General features: G+C 72.8%; 11 protein-coding genes. 1 reads left to right on the top strand and 10 read right to left on the bottom strand.

From position 1 onward, the window contains the following. Nucleotides 1-111: 111 nt before the first annotated feature. The 10 genes from ACFYXE_RS09235 to ACFYXE_RS09190 form a co-directional block, all read right to left on the bottom strand. Nucleotides 112-1437: a sensor histidine kinase gene (locus tag ACFYXE_RS09235; protein ID WP_389310562.1), complete on the bottom strand. Its 1326-nt coding sequence runs from the start codon at nucleotides 1435-1437 to the stop codon at nucleotides 112-114. Between the two features lie 14 nt (nucleotides 1438-1451). After that, nucleotides 1452-2105, bottom strand: a complete 654-nt coding sequence (locus tag ACFYXE_RS09230; protein ID WP_389310560.1) for a response regulator transcription factor — start codon at nucleotides 2103-2105, stop codon at nucleotides 1452-1454. Between the two features lie 240 nt (nucleotides 2106-2345). Further along, on the bottom strand, nucleotides 2346-4499 hold the full coding sequence (locus ACFYXE_RS09225) for an ABC transporter ATP-binding protein (protein WP_389311395.1): 2154 nt from the start codon (nucleotides 4497-4499) through the stop codon (nucleotides 2346-2348). Between the two features lie 46 nt (nucleotides 4500-4545). Then, nucleotides 4546-4770, bottom strand: a complete 225-nt coding sequence (locus tag ACFYXE_RS09220) for an MbtH family protein (protein WP_389310558.1) — start codon at nucleotides 4768-4770, stop codon at nucleotides 4546-4548. A gap of 102 nt (nucleotides 4771-4872) precedes the next feature. Continuing rightward, entirely contained in the window at nucleotides 4873-5682 is an 810-nt protein-coding gene (locus ACFYXE_RS09215; RefSeq protein WP_389310556.1) for an alpha/beta fold hydrolase, read from the bottom strand. 19 nt (nucleotides 5683-5701) lie between these two features. Beyond that, entirely contained in the window at nucleotides 5702-7291 is a 1590-nt protein-coding gene (dpgC, locus tag ACFYXE_RS09210; RefSeq protein WP_389310554.1) for a (3,5-dihydroxyphenyl)acetyl-CoA 1,2-dioxygenase DpgC, read from the bottom strand. Next, the gene (dpgB, locus tag ACFYXE_RS09205) at nucleotides 7288-8007 is read right to left on the bottom strand and encodes an enoyl-CoA-hydratase DpgB (RefSeq protein ID WP_389310552.1); all 720 of its coding nucleotides are present in this window, start codon (nucleotides 8005-8007) and stop codon (nucleotides 7288-7290) included. Before dpgB ends, dpgC begins: the two co-directional genes overlap by 4 nt. 20 nt (nucleotides 8008-8027) lie before the next feature. Then, nucleotides 8028-9200, bottom strand: coding sequence for a 3,5-dihydroxyphenylacetyl-CoA synthase DpgA (gene dpgA / locus ACFYXE_RS09200; protein WP_389310550.1), 1173 nt, complete (start codon nucleotides 9198-9200; stop codon nucleotides 8028-8030). 168 nt (nucleotides 9201-9368) lie between these two features. Next, nucleotides 9369-11609 carry an aminotransferase class I/II-fold pyridoxal phosphate-dependent enzyme gene (locus ACFYXE_RS09195; RefSeq protein ID WP_389311393.1) on the bottom strand — a complete coding sequence of 747 codons (2241 nt, stop codon included), beginning with the start codon at nucleotides 11607-11609 and terminating at the stop codon, nucleotides 9369-9371. Nucleotides 11610-11868: 259 nt separating this feature from the next. Beyond that, entirely contained in the window at nucleotides 11869-13167 is a 1299-nt protein-coding gene (locus ACFYXE_RS09190; protein WP_389310548.1) for a prephenate dehydrogenase, read from the bottom strand. Nucleotides 13168-13402: 235 nt separating this feature from the next. On the opposite strand from ACFYXE_RS09190, the gene hppD reads away from it, so the two are divergent. After that, a complete protein-coding gene (hppD, locus tag ACFYXE_RS09185) occupies nucleotides 13403-14509 on the top strand; it encodes a 4-hydroxyphenylpyruvate dioxygenase (RefSeq protein WP_389310546.1) in 1107 nt (368 codons plus the stop codon). Nucleotides 14510-14656 lie beyond the last annotated feature (147 nt).

Here is a 14656-nt window from a genome sequence, read left to right as displayed (position 1 = left end):
AGGGAAATGCGCGCTGCCTCGCACGGAGATTCCGATGCTATGGCCGAGGGGGAAAGGAAGCGACCGTCCGCCTTTCGCGTTCCGGTCGGGGGGAGGTCGTCGGTCGCGCCCCTATTCGGGAAGCGATTTCGGGGTGGCGCGCGCGGGGCGGAAGCGGCCGTCCCTGGAGGAGGGTTCGGACGGTTCCGTGAAGTGGGGTGCGGGGGGTGCCGGGGTGCGCAGGGGGAAGCCGACTTCGACGACGAGCCCGCCCTGGGGGCGGGCGTGGGCGCTCAGGGTCGCGTCGTGTGCCGCGGCGATGGAACGCACGATGGACAGGCCGAGGCCGTGGTGGCCGTTGTCGGCCGTGCGGCCGAGGCGCTGGAACGGTTCGAAGAGGCGGCTCACCCCGGCCGCCGGGATCTCCGGGCCGGTGTTGGAGACACGGACGAAGGCCCGGCCGTTCTTGGTGTCGGTCACGACCCGTACCCAGCCGTCGGGCACGTTGTAGCCCATGGCGTTGTCCAGGAGGTTGGCGACGAGCCGCTCGACGAGGGCGTCGTCGCCCCAGATGGCCGCCGGGCCGGTGCGGGGCTCCACCCGCACTCCGTGCCGTGCCGCCTCCTTGGCGCAGCCGAGCAGTACGTTCCCGGTGAGTTCCGCCAGGTCCAGGGGGTCTCTGCGGTCGAGGCCGCGCTCGCTGCCGGAGAGGGTCAGGAGGGACTCCAGCAGGCGGGCCTGCTGTTCGCTGAGGGTCAGGAGCCGCTCGAAGTTCGACCGGAAGGAGTCGACGGTCGCCTCACGGTCGATCAGGGACTCCTCGAGGAGGGCGTGTTCGACCGTGAGGGGCGTGCGCAGTTCGTGCGCCGCGTTGGCGACGAACCGTTTGTGGGAGTCCAGTGCCGCTTCGAGGCGGCCGAGCAGCCCGTCGACCGTGTCGGCCAGGTCCTTCAGTTCGTCGCCCGGCCCTTCGACGGCGAGCCGCTCGTGGACGTTGTGGGCGGAGATCCGCTGGACGCTGGTCGTGATGGTGCGCAGGGGGCGCAGCACCCGCCCGGCGACCAGCCAGCCGAGGCCTATGGCGATCACCGTCATGATCGCCAGGGCGATGCCGGACTGGGTCAGCAGATGCTGCATCTCGGCCGCGTGCTGGCGTACGGCCTGTTGCTGCTGCGCCTGGGCGAAGCGGTCGACGCCGCCGGGGATCTGGTCGCGGGTGTACATGTGGACGCCGGCGTCACCGGGCGGCCCCGTGCCGCCCTGACGGCTGATGAGGACCGTGTTGTCGGGCCGGTTGACCAGCAGGTAGGTGATCGTCAGGAGGACCGCGCCGGACACGACGAACAGCAGGCCGTACAGCAGGGTGAGCCGCATGCGGACGCGGCGGGGCAGGAGGCGGGACAGGAGTCCGGTCCGGGACAGGGCCGCGCGGGCCGCACTGCGCAGACGCATCGGCATCTCGCCTCACCTCGTCAGATCCGGTAGCCGCCGCGGGGCACGGTCTCGATCACGGGCGGGGAACCGAGCTTGGGCCGCAGCCGGTTGATGGTCGCCTTGACGGTGGTGGTGAACGGATCGGTGGCCTCGTCCCAGACGCGTTCGAGCAGTTCCTCGGCGGAGACGACGCGGCCGCGGGCCGCCATCAGGTACTCCAGGACCGAGAACTCCTTGGGGGTGAGCGTCAGTCGCTGCTCGGCGCGGGTCGCGATCCGCTGGGCCGGGTCGAGCCGCAGGTCGCCGTGGACGAGGACCGGCGGCACCGCGGGCTGGGCGCGGCGGGCCACGGCGCGGATGCGGGCGACCAGTTCGGCGTAGGCGAAGGGCTTGGGGAGGTAGTCGTCGGCGCCGAGGCTGAGCCCCGCCACCCGGTCCGCGATCGTCCCGGACGCGGTGAGCATCAGGACCCGGGTGCGGGCGGGCTCGGCCATCAGGACGCCGCACACCTCGTCGCCGTGCACGGTGGGCAGGTCACGGTCGAGGACGACCACGTCGTAGTCGACGACGGAGGCGCGCTCCAGCGCGCCCTCGCCGTCGTAGACGACGTCGACCGCCATGCCTTCGCGGCGCAGCACCCTGGCCACGGAATCCGCCAGTTCGGTCTGGTCCTCGACCACCAGCACCCGCACAGCCCCACCCCCCGATGGATCATGGCTGACCAGGATCTCCGAGCGGGGGTCACACACTGGTCACAGCCCGCCCTCGCTCAGCGTACCGGCGGGGCGTGCGCTCCGGGCCGGTACGACGGCACGGCATCCGGGCGGCGGGGGTGCCGCCGCCCGGATGCCGTGGACGGGCCGTGGCGGGAAGCGCGGGCAGGGCGCGGGCGGGTTACGAGGGCCGGCGCCGGGGCGTCGGCCGGTTCCGTGTCACCCGTGGCCCGGGGGCGGTGGGCCGCCGGGGCCGCGGTGGCCGCCGGGAGGTCCCCCAGGTCCGCCGGGAGGTCCGCCCGGCCCACCGGGGCCGCCCGGTCCGGCCAGGAAGACTCCCGGTCCACCGGGGAAGGCGCCGTGCGGGCCGCCGCCTGGGCCACCGGGTCCGCCGGTCAGCACCGGGCCGGGGCCGTGCGGCCCTGGCGGTGCGCCGACCGGTTCGGGCACGGGCGCCTCACCGTTCCTGGCGGGCTGCCGGGAGAACTGCGTGCGGTACAACTCGGCGTACAGGCCGTCCAGTTGCATGAGCTCCTCGTGGGTGCCGCGTTCCTGGACGCGGCCCTTGTCGACGACGAGGATCTGGTCGGCGTCCCTGATGGTGGAGAGGCGGTGCGCGATCACCAGGGAGGTACGCCCCTTCAGCGCGGTCTTCAGGGCGCGTTGGAGCGCCGCCTCCGACTCGGAGTCGAGGTGGGCGGTCGCCTCGTCGAGCACGACGATGGGCGGGGCCTTGAGCAGCAGCCGGGCCATGGCCACGCGCTGTTTCTCGCCGCCGGAGAAGCGGTAGCCGCGGTCGCCCACCACGGTGTCGAAGCCGTCCGGCAGCGAGTCGATCAGGTCCCAGATCTGGGCGGCCTTGCAGGCGTCGACCAGCTCCTGCTCGGTGGCGTCGGGCCGCGCGTAGGTGAGGTTGTCACGGATGGTCGCGTGGAAGAGGTGCGCGTCCTGCGTGACCATGCCGACGGTCTCGTTCAGCGACTTCAGCGTCACGTCGCGGATGTCGTGGCCGCCGATCCGGATGGCGCCCTCCACCGGGTCGTAGAGGCGGGGCACCAGATGCGTGATCGTGGTCTTGCCGGCGCCGGACGGGCCGACGAGGGCGGTGAGTTTGCCCGCGGGGGCGGTGAAGTTCAGGTCGCGCAGGGTCCAGGTGTTCTGCGCGCGTTCCTGCGAGGGCAGCGCGATCGACTCCAGCGACGCGAGGGAGACGTCCGCGGCCTTCGGGTAGCGGAACGACACCCCCTCGAAGGTGATGTCCGGTGCCGTGCCGGTGCCGTCGGCGGCCTTCGTCGCCGCCGCGGCCGGCAGCGGCACCGCGTCCGGCTTCTCGGAGATCAGCGGCTTGAGGTCGAGGATCTCGAAGAGCCGGTCGAAGCTGACGAGGGCCGTCAGGAAGCTCGTCTGGGCCCCCGACAGCTGGTTGATCGGGCCCATCAGCCGGGTGAGCAGCGTCGCGAGGGCCACCAGCGTGCCGATCTGGAACGTCCCGTCGATGACGAGGGCGCCCCCGATGCCGTACACGAGCGCGGTCGCCAGGGCGCTGACGAGCGTCATCGTCAGGAAGAGCAGCTTTCCGTAGACGGAGGTCAGGACCCCGAGGTCGCGGCCCTTGCGGGCCAGGCGGGAGAACATGCCGGTCTCGCTCGCGGGACGGCCGTACAGCTTGGCGAGCAGCGCGCCGGTCACGTTGAAGCGCTCATTCATGAACGAGCCGACCTCGGCGTTGACCATCATGTGCTCCCGCATGATCCGCTGCAGCCGCCGGCCGACGACGCGGCCCGGCAGGATGAACAGCGGGATCACCACGAGGGAGATCAGGGTGACGATCCAGGACAGGTAGAACATCGCGCCGAGGACGAGCAGCAGGGTCAGGCCCGCCGACACCACCGTGGACAGCAGTGCCGTGACCGCCTGTTGCGCGCCGACGACGTCGGTGTTGAGGCGGCTGACCAGGGAGCCGGTCTGCGCGCGGGTGAAGAACGCCAGGGGCTGGCGCTGCACATGGTCGAAGATCTTGGTGCGGAGGTCGTAGATGAGCCCCTCGCTGACCCGGCCCGAGTACCAGGCCTCCGCGAAGCCGAAGCCCGCGCTCAGCAGCGCGAGGACGGCGACCGTCACGGAGATCCACACGACCACCGAGGTGTCCCGGGCGACGATGCCGTCGTCGATGAGGTACTTGAACAGGATGGGGATGGCCACCACGTTGCCCGCGCTGAGCACGGTGACGACGAGGAGAACGCCTATGTTGAAGCGATACGGTTTCGTATAGGGGAGGATTCGCTTGGCCGTGCCAGGCTTTATCTTCTGCTTGGTCACCGAATCGTCGGGTCCCATCCCCCGCATCAGTACCGGCCCCGGGCCGCCGATCATGGCCACGAAAACCTCCTGTTTCGTTGTCGTTTCGGTCGGGGCGTGCCTAGCCTGCGGCTTCGAACTTCGCCATCTCGTCGATGAGGCTCTTGGGACGCATGTCCGTCCAGTTCTCCTCGATGTAGTCCAGGCAGGCCTTGCGGTCGTCTTCTCCGAACACGGCCTTCCAGCCGGCCGGGATCTCTGCGAAGGCCGGCCACAGCGAATGCTGGTTCTCGTCGTTGACGAGAACCAGGAAGGTGCCGTTTTCGTCGTCGAACGGGTTCGGCATAACCACTCCGATCAATTTCCGTCGGCAGGACGTGTTTCACGCTATCGGCGTGTTTCGTGACCGACAAGGCCGTCCAGAAAGGGGGGCCGCGGGCCGGGGAATTCATGGCTGTCGGACGGCGAGGAATCCGGTGATCGCGGAATTCACCGCTTCGGGGCGCTCCAGATATCCGTAGTGGCCGCAGCCCGGGATCTCGGTGTAGGAGCTGCCGGGAATGCTCCGCGCGACCTCGCGGGACAGGTGGGGGCGGATGACCAGGTCGTCCTGGAATCCGATGACCAGGCACGGCCTGCTGATGTGCCGGTAGGCGGCGAGCCGGTCCGGGATGAGCTGGAGGGCGAGCTGGCCGCGTGCGCCGGCCGGGTCGACGGCCGACATCTCGAGGACGGCGAGCCAGTCCCGCAGCCGTTCCTCGTCGTTCAGGGTGCGCGGGGAGAGGTTCTGCAGGGCCTGGACGTAGGCGGCGAAGCGGGGCGGGAGTTTCCCGCCGCTGTCGCCGAGTTCGACGTCGGCGGCGGTCATCGCGGCCGTGAGGGCGTCGGTGCGGCCGCTGGTCGCCATGAGGACGGCGCGGTGTACGAGGCCGGGGCGGGCCAGCAGGAGTTCCTGGACCGCGACGGCGCCCAGCGAGTAGCCGACGATCCGGCAGGCGCCCTCGCCGAGGTGCTCGATGAGCCCGGCGATGTCCGCGGCCATGTCGGCGAGGGTGAACCCGTCGGGGCACGGATCGCTCGGCGGGATCCCCCGGTTGTCGAGGGTGATCACCCGGTGCCCGGCGGCCGTGAGGGCGGGCACCTGGTGGGTGCGCCAGATCCGGCCGGGGGCGCCGGTTCCGGTGACCATGACGACCGGCTCCCCGTGGCCGTACGTGTCGTAGCCGAGGCGGGTCCCGTTGATCCGGGCGATCGGCATCGCGGTGTCCCTCCCCCCGTCAGCCGCGCGGTGGCGCGGGGACGTCCGCCGGCCCCGGCGGGGCGTCCGGGGGCGTGGCGCCGAACCGGCCGACCTTGGCGATGACGTCCTGGCCGTAGATGCGCAGGGCCTGTTGGAGCGCGAACTCCGCGACGTACGCGCGGAACGCGTCCGGCGGTTCCTCGGCGAGGTTGAGCATCCGCCGGTTGGCGAGGACCGCGGCGCCGTCGAGCCGGGCCAGGCTCCGCTCGACGGCGGTGTCCATGGCATCCGGCTCGACGACCTCGTCCACCAGCAGGCGCGCGTCGGGTTCGGCGGCCCTGATCCTGCGGCCGCCGAGGACGATCTGGCGGGCCGTGCGAGGCCCCACGTACCTGCCGAGGCGGTGGTTGGCGACGCCCGGGATGATGCCCTCCTTCGCCGCGGGCAGGCTCAGGTAGGCGTCCGACGCGGCGAGCACGTGGTCGCAGACCAGCAGGATCTGCATGCCGCCGCCGATGGCGAACCCGTCGACGGCGGCGACCCACGGCTTCGCCACGTACGGCGTGTGCCACGTGCCGGGGTGGTCGGTGCGCAGACCCCGCACGAGCTTGTGCAGGTAGCCGAGTTCGCGGCGCAGCAGGAAGCCGACCAGCGGGATGTCGCCGGAGCTGAGGCTCTTGAGGTTGATGCCCGCGCTGAACACGCGCCTGCCCCGGTGGCGGGGATGGCTCATCACCCCGCCGCGCAGCAGCCCGACCCGTACGGCGGGATCGAGCAGCGCGAGGTCGACGGCGGTCTCCATGTCGTCGACCTGGCGGACGTCCTCGGCGTTCAGGCAGTCGTCCCGGCAGAGCGTCAGCCGGGCCACGCCGTCCGCCCGCCGTTCCAGGCGCACGGCCGCCATCTCCACCACGCCGGTACGGGTGAAGTCGTCGAGGAGGGCCAGGGCGCGGGGCGTCGGCCGGAGCATGGCGTCGAGCAGGTGGGGTCCCGCGGTCGGTGAGCGCAGCACGGACCGCAGGAAGATGCCCTGGTCGATCTCGTGCCCTTCCTTGGCGGCCTGCGGCCTGCCGCTCTCGGCGGCGAGCAGGGCTGCGTCCGGCACCAGGCCGGGGAAGGCGTCGGCGGCCGCGTCCAGGAGCGCGTCGATGCGCAGCGAGGTGGTGCGGTGCGCGGTCAGCAGGTCGTAGACGGCGTCCGCGTACGTGTCGAGGAAGCCGGCCCGCAGGGTCCGTGCCGCGTCCTTGGCGGCGCCGATCGCGGCACGCTGCTCGGCACTGCGGGCGGGCGGCTCCGGCAGGGCGGCCGCCAGCGCGTGGACGCGGGAGAGGACGTCGCGGGACGCGGTGAGGCCGGACCAGATCGCACGGACGTCGGCGGTGGCGCCGGGCGCGGCGCGGGTCACGTCCATCGCGCGCGTACCCGTCACGTCCGTCGCGCCCGTACCCGTCACGTCCATCGCGCCCGTACCCGTCACGTCCGTCGCGCCCGTACCCGTCACGTCCGTCGCGCCCGTACCCGTCGCGTCCGTCGCGCCCGTACCCGTCGCGTCCGTCGCGCGCGTGCCGGTCGCGGCCTGCGTGCGGTGGCCGTCCGGCGGCTGCTGTCCCGGGAGGACCGTCGTCATCGGGCTTCCTCCTCCGCGCCTTGGCGCAGCGCGCGGTCGCAGGCCGCCAGGTGCGCGCCGAGCGCGTCCTCGAAGCCGGTGGTCGCCGCGTCGAACATCAGCTGCCGCCGGATCGCGACCTCCTTGCCCGGCACCGTCCCTGCCAGGCCGGCCGTCGCCGCCACCACGGCCGCCGGATCGTCCGTCAGTTCGTCGACGACGCCGAACGCGAGGGCTTCGGCGGCCTCGATCGGGTGGCCGAAGAGGACGGCCCTGCGGATCCGGGCGGTGCCCGCGAGCCGGACCAGGCGGTAGGCGGCCATGCCGGGCCAGGGGGCGGTGGCGCCGCGCGGGAGCAGCAGCCGGGTGCCCGGCGCGGCGACGCGGACGTCGGCGGCCAGGAACGTCTCGAGTGCGGTCCCGCCGCAGTCGCCGCGCGCCACCGCGACCGTGACCAGGGGCAGCCGCTCCAGGCGGCGCAGCGCCCGCTCCCACTTGGTGACCAGCATGACGTCGAGGCCGGTGGACCAGCCGTCGGCCGGGGCGCCCGAGACGCGGAAGGCGACGGCGCTGCGGCCGGCCGGGCCGGGCGGCCCGCCCTCCGTCCGGGTACCGGCCCGGTCCTCCGCCCGGTCGCACAGGCCGCCGACCGCCTTGACGGCCGTCGCCGACAGGGGCTCGGTCCCGTCGAGCTCCAGCGCGTACAGGGGTTCCCTGGTCTCTCGTGTCGTCGGCATCGGCCGGTCCCCGCCCTTCGTCACCATCGGATCAGCGCCGTCTCGATCGTGGAGCCCGGCCCCATGGTCATGAGCACCCCGTACTCGCCGGGCCGGGTGACCTCCTCGTCGAGGAGGCGTTCGTACGAGAACAGGAACGAGCCGCTGGACACGTTCCCGTGGTCGCGCAGCACACCGACGGTGTGGCGCACGTCGTGCCGGGTCAGTCCGAGGTTGACGACGACGGCGTCGATGACCTTCTTGCCGCCGGAGTGCACCAGCCAGTGCCGGATGTCGCTCCTGCGCAGCCCGGTTCCTTCGAGCAGCCGGTCGACGACGAGTTCGGCGTGTGCGCCCACCACATAGGGGATCTGCGGGTCCAGGAAGAAGCTGAACCTGTTCTGGTCGCGGTCCCAGTCGTAGCGCATGGCGTCGACGGCCTCGGGGATGACGCAGCTCGCGAACTTCAGGACCGTGGGGGCCTCGCCCGCCGAGGGTGCCGGGTCGGTGTCCGTGCCCGCGTCGGTGAGCAGCGCGACGGCGGCCGCGCCGTCGCCGAAGAGGCTGTTGACGACGGCCGTCCGCATCGTCGAGTCCACGGTGTACGCGGCCGAGCACGCCTCCACGCAGAGCACGACGGCGAGTTCGCCGGGGTGGGCGGCGGACCAGCCGGCCACCACGCCCAGGGCGTTGAGCCCCGCGTTGCAGCCCATGCCGACGATGTCGGTCCTCGCGCAGTGCCGGTCGATGCCGAGCTCCTTGATCAGCAGGGCGCTGATGCCGGGGGTGAGCAGTCCGGTGGAGGTCACGCAGCACAGGTGCCGCAGGTCGGCGAGCTCCGCCCCGGCCTTCTTCAGACAGGCGCGCAGGGCCTCGCCGCCCATCCGCAGGGCCAGTTCCTTGTGCTTGTCGAGCAGGTCGCCCTGCGGCTCCGGGACGCGGACGCCGTGGGCGTCGGCCGGGGGCAGGACGAGGTTGCGCCGTTCGATCGCGCTGTTGAGGAAGACCGAGCGCACCTTGGGGTCGGTGATGCCGAAGGCGTCGAGCACTTCCTGCTGCGAGTAGGAGGCGGCGGTCACGGCGGTGCCCACACCGACGATGCGGGGGTGCAGGGCCGCCGGGGCGGGTGCCGTCGTCCGGGCGTCGCGCCTCGCGGGCGAGGGGGCGGCCGGGATGTCGTCGAGGACTCCGGGCAGGGCTGTGTCGATGGTCATCGGAAGGTCCACCCCCACATTCGTGGCTTGCTGCGCGGGTACGGCATGGAGTTGGTGCCGGTCACTGTCCCTGTTCCTTTCTGGAGGTCCCGGTTCTGGAGGTCCCGGTTCTGGATGTCCCGGTTCTGGAGGTCCCGGTTCTGGATGTCCCGGTTCTGGAGGTCCCGGTCAGGTGGTGCGCGCGCTCTCCGCCTCGATGAACCGGGCGAGGCGCCCGGTGCCCTCGGCGATCTGGGCGGGCGTCAGATAGCTGGTCGACAGGCGGATGCCGTGCAGGCCGCCGCCGCCGGGATAGAAGTACGTCATCGGCGTCCAGATGACGCCGAAGTCCTGGGCCGAGCGCTCCAGCGCCGCGTTGTCCGCCCGGAAGGGCACCCGCAGGGTGAGGAAGAAGCCGCCGGTGGGTTCGTTCCAGCGCACGCCCAAGGCCTCGCGTCGGTCGGCGGGCAGGTGGGCGTCGAGTTCCCTGAGCGTGGCCCGCATCGCGTCGCCGTAGTAGGCGGACGCGGCGGTGTTCAGCTCCGAGACCCGGCCGCCCGCCGCGAGGAGCGCGCCCGCGACGACGGCCTGGCTGAGGCTGGAGGTGTTGACCGTCACCATGCTCTTGATCTTGGCGAGTTCGTCGGCGAGCAGCCCGGTGCGGCCGCCGGCGTCGACGACGGGCTGGTCGGCGACGACGAAGCCGACGCGGGCGCCGGGGAACACGGTCTTGGAGAAGGATCCGAGGTGGACGACCGTGCGGGCGCGGTCCTGCGACTTCAGCGTGGGCAGCGGAGGCCCGGGACTGACCAGCCGGTAGGGGCTGTCCTCCAGGATGAGGATGCCGTGCCGGGCGGCGAGGTCGAGGAGTTCGGTGCGGGCCCGTGGCCCCAGGGTGGTGCCGGACGGGTTGGAGTGGTCGGGGACGACGTAGAAGGCGCGGGGGCGGCGGCCGCGGGCCCGTTCGTCCCTGATCACCGCTTCCAGGTCCGCGCAGGAGAGGCCGTCCTCGCGTTCCTCGACGGGGGTCACGGCGATGTCCAGGAGGCGGGCCGCGCCGGTGATGCCGACGTAGCAGGGGCTGGAGACCAGGAGGACGTCGTCGGGTCCGCTGATCAGCGCCCGCAGCACGAGAAGCATGGCTTCCTGCGCGCCGACGGTCACCACGATCGACTCGGCGGGTACGTCGATGTCCTCGTCGGCGCGCAGCGAGTCGGCGATGATCTCGCGGATCTGCCCGGCGGTGGGCCCGTACTGGTAGAGGGCGGTCCGCACCTGCTGGGGCGAACTCCCCTGCTCCTGGAGGTGGTTCAGGTAGCGCCGCAGGTGCGTGAAGATCTGCTCGCTGTCGAAGAAGCCGTCGTAGGGGCGGCCGGGGGCGAACGAGATCGCCTGCGGGTGGCGGGAGGTGATCTCGTTCAGGAAGGTCATGGTGTCCAGGACCGGGTCGGACACGCCCGCGTGCAGCTCGGCCTTGTGCAGCGGCCGCGCGACCGCGGTGGGCGGCGGGTCGGCCGGGCGCGGACCGGTGCGCACGACGCCCGGCGCGATGTCCGCGACGGTGGCGCTGCCGGTGAAGGCCATGGCGTCGGCCAGTTCCCGTACGAGGCCGGCCAGCGCCTCCGCCACGCCCGCGCGCCCGCCGGCCCGCAGCCCGTCGAGGACGGGGCGGCCCGCGAAGACGGCGTCGGCGCCCGCCGCGACCGCCGTCAGGATGTCCGCGCCGCGCCGCACTCCGCCGCTCAGCAGGACCGGACAGCGGCCCGCCACCGCCTCCGCGATCTCGGGCAGCGCGTCGAGCGAGGTGACCACGATGCTGTCGGCGCCGCTGTCCACGGCGCGCAGCGCGTCGGCGGCGGTGCGCACCCCGGCGACCAAGAGTCGCAGGTCGACGGCCGCGCGCAGCCGGTCCACGGCCGGCCAATCGGCGCGGGCGTCGAGCAGGCTCCGGATGTCGCTGAGCGGCCCCGGCCGCCCGAGGTTGGCGGGGGCGGCGACCTTCCTGACCCGTACGTCCTCGTGGCCGTGCAGGGCGAGGACGACCGCCCCGAACCCGGCGTCGCGCGCGGCGGCGGCGAGCCGCCGTTCGGTGTCGTGGTCCCGGAAGGCGTACGTGCGCAGCCACGGCGGGACCTCGGCGGCCGAGGCGAGCTCGGCGAAGGTCCGTTCGGCGAAGGCGCCGACCACGGCGGGGAGCCCCGCCGCACCGGCGGCCCGGACGACGGCGAGTTCGCCGCCGGGACGGGCCGGGGCGGCGAGCGGGCCGACGACGAGCGGCGCGGACCAGACCCGGCCGAGGATCTTCACGGCGGTCTCGGGCGGGCCCGGGGTGCCGGGACCGCCCTGCCGCAGCCCCCTGCGGTCGAACGCCGCGCGGTTGGCCGCCGACGCGCCACCTCCGTCGGCGGCGTGCTCGGCGCCCTCGGCCATCTGTCCCGGCATGAAGTGCCCCCAGGCGTGCGGAAGTCATCGGGAATGTGTCGTCCGTCGCTCAGAGTCACACGGTTCCCGGCGGTCCAACAACGCCGTCCAACCGGCCGATTCGCACACTTGGACAGGCCGGGACGGGCGTGTGCGCGCATCGGCGGGCGCGTGTGCCCGCGTGACCGTCCCCGGCGGCGATTACAGCGGGCGACGACCCGCCCGCACGCCGGGGCGGCTCCGCCGAGGGAGGGTGCGGACGGCACGGTCAGGCTCTGCCCCGTACCGCATCCTTCCGTACGGCCTCGCCCCGTCCCGCGTCCTTCGGTACGGCCTCGCCCCGTCCCGCCTTCTCCCGTACACCCTTTTCCCGTACACCCTTTTCCCGTACGGCCTCAGTCGTTCGTACGGCCTGCTCGCGTACGGCATCCCATCCGCCCGCCCCGAGCACCGTCACGAGCCGGTCCGCGAGGGGCGGCGGGACGGTGAAGCGCACGACGAACCGCGCGGCGTCCAGGGAGTCCGTGCCGCCGGGCTCCCCCTCGCCCCCGGCACCCTCACCCCCCGCGCCGCCCGCCGGCTCGACCAGCGCGTCGTCCGCCGTCACCCCCAGGTCCGCCACGGCCGCCAGGAGCCGGGCCAGGGCGCCGGGGCGGTCCGCGACGGCGACCCGGACGCGCACGTCGTCGGGCGTGGCGCCGGGCCGGGGCGCCGGGATCTCCGCGAGTCCGTCGATGCCCCGGTCGAGCAGGTCCACCAGCGTCCGCATGCCGTGGTCCCGTTCGCGCCCGCCCGGCCCGGCGAGCGCGTCGAGGGCCGGGACCAGGCGAGCGAGGTCCGTGTGGAGGTCCCTCAACACCCCCGCGATCGCCGGGGCGTTGGACTGCAGGATGTCGCCCCAGAGCCGGGAGTCGCCGCCCGCGATCCGGGTGGCGTCGCGCAGGCCCTGCCCGGCGAGGCGCGGCAGGTCGGCGGGGCCCTCGCGCAGCCGCGCCGCCATCAGGCTGGCCATCAGGTGGGGCACGTGCGAGGTCACGGCGACGGCCGCGTCGTGGTCCTGACTGCGCATCACCACCGGTACGGCATCGCACAGGGCGACCAGTTCGAGGGCCCGGTCGAAGGCCGCGTCCGAGGTCAGCCGGGAGGGCGTGAGGACCCAGGTGCGGCCCTGGAAGAGATCGGCGCGGGCAGCCAGCGGGCCCGAGCGCTCCCGGCCCGCCAGCGGGTGCCCGCCGACGTAACGGCAGGGGTCGGGCGCACGGCTCAGCGCAACCCGCTCCGGCTCGGCCTTCACGGACGCCACGTCGGTGTAGCACTGGGCGAGCCGACGCTCCTGCGCCTCGGCGAGCACGGCGCCCACCTGGCTGGGCGGCACGGCGATCACGACGAGATCCACCGGGGCCGCCGGTTCGCCCGGGGCCCGCGCGAGCCCGGCGCCGAGCGCGGCCGCCGTGCGGGCGGCGGCGGGGTCGCGGTCCTCGAGGAAGACGGTGACGCCCCGCCGCCGTACGGCCAGCGCCACCGACGTACCGATCAGGCCGGTGCCGATGACGGCCATGGTGCGCATCACAAGTCATCACCCGCTCAACACAAGTCGTCACCGGTTCGAAAGGCCGTCGACCGCGAACCGAAAGGCCCGCCGATTTTATGCGCGGGCCGGCCTGCCCCGATTACCGGCCGACTTCTTGGACAACACCTGCCCTGGACAGGGAAGTCGGCCGTCCACACGTCCCGTAGCCAGATTCGAGACCGGGCTCGTAGAGTCCCCAGCAGCTCATTTCTCTCCGGAACTGGAGACACTCATGAGAGATTTATCAGAATCGGCCGATCCGCTCGCGGATCTCTCCATCGACTACGTGGAGATGTACGTCGAGGACCTCGACACCGCCGTGGCCCACTGGACCGAGCAGTACGCCTTCACGGTGGTCGGCACCAGCACGTCCGCGGAGCACCGCGGGGTCGCGGTGCGGCACGGGCAGATCACGCTCGTCCTGACGCAGGCCACGTCCGAGCTGCATCCCGCCGCCACGTACGTGCTGGGCCACGGGGACGGCATCGCGGACATCGCGCTGCGCACCGCCGACCCGGAAGCGGCCTTCCACGCGGCGCTGGCGCGCGGCGCCGTCGCCCACCGGCACCCGGAGCCGCGGACCGCGCGGCGCCCGGCCGTCGGCGCGGCGCTGCGCGGCTTCGGCGACCTGGTCCACACCCTGGTCCGGCGCCGGCCCGGCGAGGGCCCCGGACTGCCCGCCGGATACCTGCCGGTCGAGGCCCCGGAGTCCGAACGGCCGCGGGACGTCGACCTGTTGGAGCTCGACCACGTCGCCGTCTGCCTCCCCGCGGGCGACCTCGACCCGATGGTCGCCTACTACCGCGACGCGCTGGGCTTCCGCTTCATCTTCGAGGAACACATCGTGGTCGGCACGCAGGCCATGGAGTCGAAGGTGGTGCAGAGCCGCTCGGGGACGGTGACCCTGACCCTCATCGAGCCCGACACCTCGGCCGCCACGGGTCAGATCGACGAGTTCCTCAAGGGCCACCAGGGAGCGGGAGTCCAGCACCTGGCGTTCTCCACGGGGGACGCGGTGGCTTCGGTGCGCGCCCTGTCCGCCCGCGGCGTGGCGTTCCTGCGCACCCCGGCGTCGTACTACGACCTGCTCGGCCGGCGCATCGGGCACCTCGGCGACGAACGGCTCGCGGACCTGCGGTCGACGAACGTACTCGCCGACGAGGACCACAACGGCCAGCTCTTCCAGATCTTCACCGCGTCGAACCATCCGCGCAAGACGCTGTTCTTCGAGGTCATCGAACGCCAAGGGGCCGCCACCTTCGGCAGCGCGAACATCAAGGCGCTTTACGAGGCGGTGGAGTTGGAGCGGACCAAACAGCGCGGATTCGACCAGCGCTGAGAAGCGGAGAATGAGAAGCGGAGAAGGGGGCGAGACCTTTTCGCCCTTTCTCCATCCGCTCCCCCTCCTTCGCCTTTCCCGTCAGCTGTCCCCTTCGCTTTACTTCCTGGGCCCGCCCTTCCGGTGCTTCTGGCCCTTCCCGCTCTT

It is taken from the genome of Streptomyces sp. NPDC002564, assembly GCF_042889645.1.
GTDB lineage: Bacteria > Actinomycetota > Actinomycetes > Streptomycetales > Streptomycetaceae > Streptomyces.
Note: the sequence above shows the minus strand (reverse complement) of the source record. Positions and strands in the feature narration are given on the sequence as shown.

Bases quoted from the DNA above. Each gene is read 5' to 3' on its own strand.
- ACFYXE_RS09235 (WP_389310562.1), bottom strand. From the start codon at position 1,437: ATGCCGATGCGTCTGCGCAGTGCGGCCCGCGCGGCCCTGTCCCGGACC.
- ACFYXE_RS09225 (WP_389311395.1), bottom strand. From the start codon at position 4,499: ATGATCGGCGGCCCGGGGCCGGTACTGATGCGGGGGATGGGACCCGAC.
- ACFYXE_RS09220 (WP_389310558.1), bottom strand. From the start codon at position 4,770: ATGCCGAACCCGTTCGACGACGAAAACGGCACCTTCCTGGTTCTCGTC.
- ACFYXE_RS09215 (WP_389310556.1), bottom strand. From the start codon at position 5,682: ATGCCGATCGCCCGGATCAACGGGACCCGCCTCGGCTACGACACGTAC.
- dpgC (WP_389310554.1), bottom strand. From the start codon at position 7,291: ATGACGACGGTCCTCCCGGGACAGCAGCCGCCGGACGGCCACCGCACG.
- dpgB (WP_389310552.1), bottom strand. From the start codon at position 8,007: ATGCCGACGACACGAGAGACCAGGGAACCCCTGTACGCGCTGGAGCTC.
- dpgA (WP_389310550.1), bottom strand. From the start codon at position 9,200: ATGACCATCGACACAGCCCTGCCCGGAGTCCTCGACGACATCCCGGCC.
- ACFYXE_RS09195 (WP_389311393.1), bottom strand. From the start codon at position 11,609: ATGGCCGAGGGCGCCGAGCACGCCGCCGACGGAGGTGGCGCGTCGGCG.
- ACFYXE_RS09190 (WP_389310548.1), bottom strand. From the start codon at position 13,167: ATGCGCACCATGGCCGTCATCGGCACCGGCCTGATCGGTACGTCGGTG.
- hppD (WP_389310546.1), top strand. From the start codon at position 13,403: ATGAGAGATTTATCAGAATCGGCCGATCCGCTCGCGGATCTCTCCATC.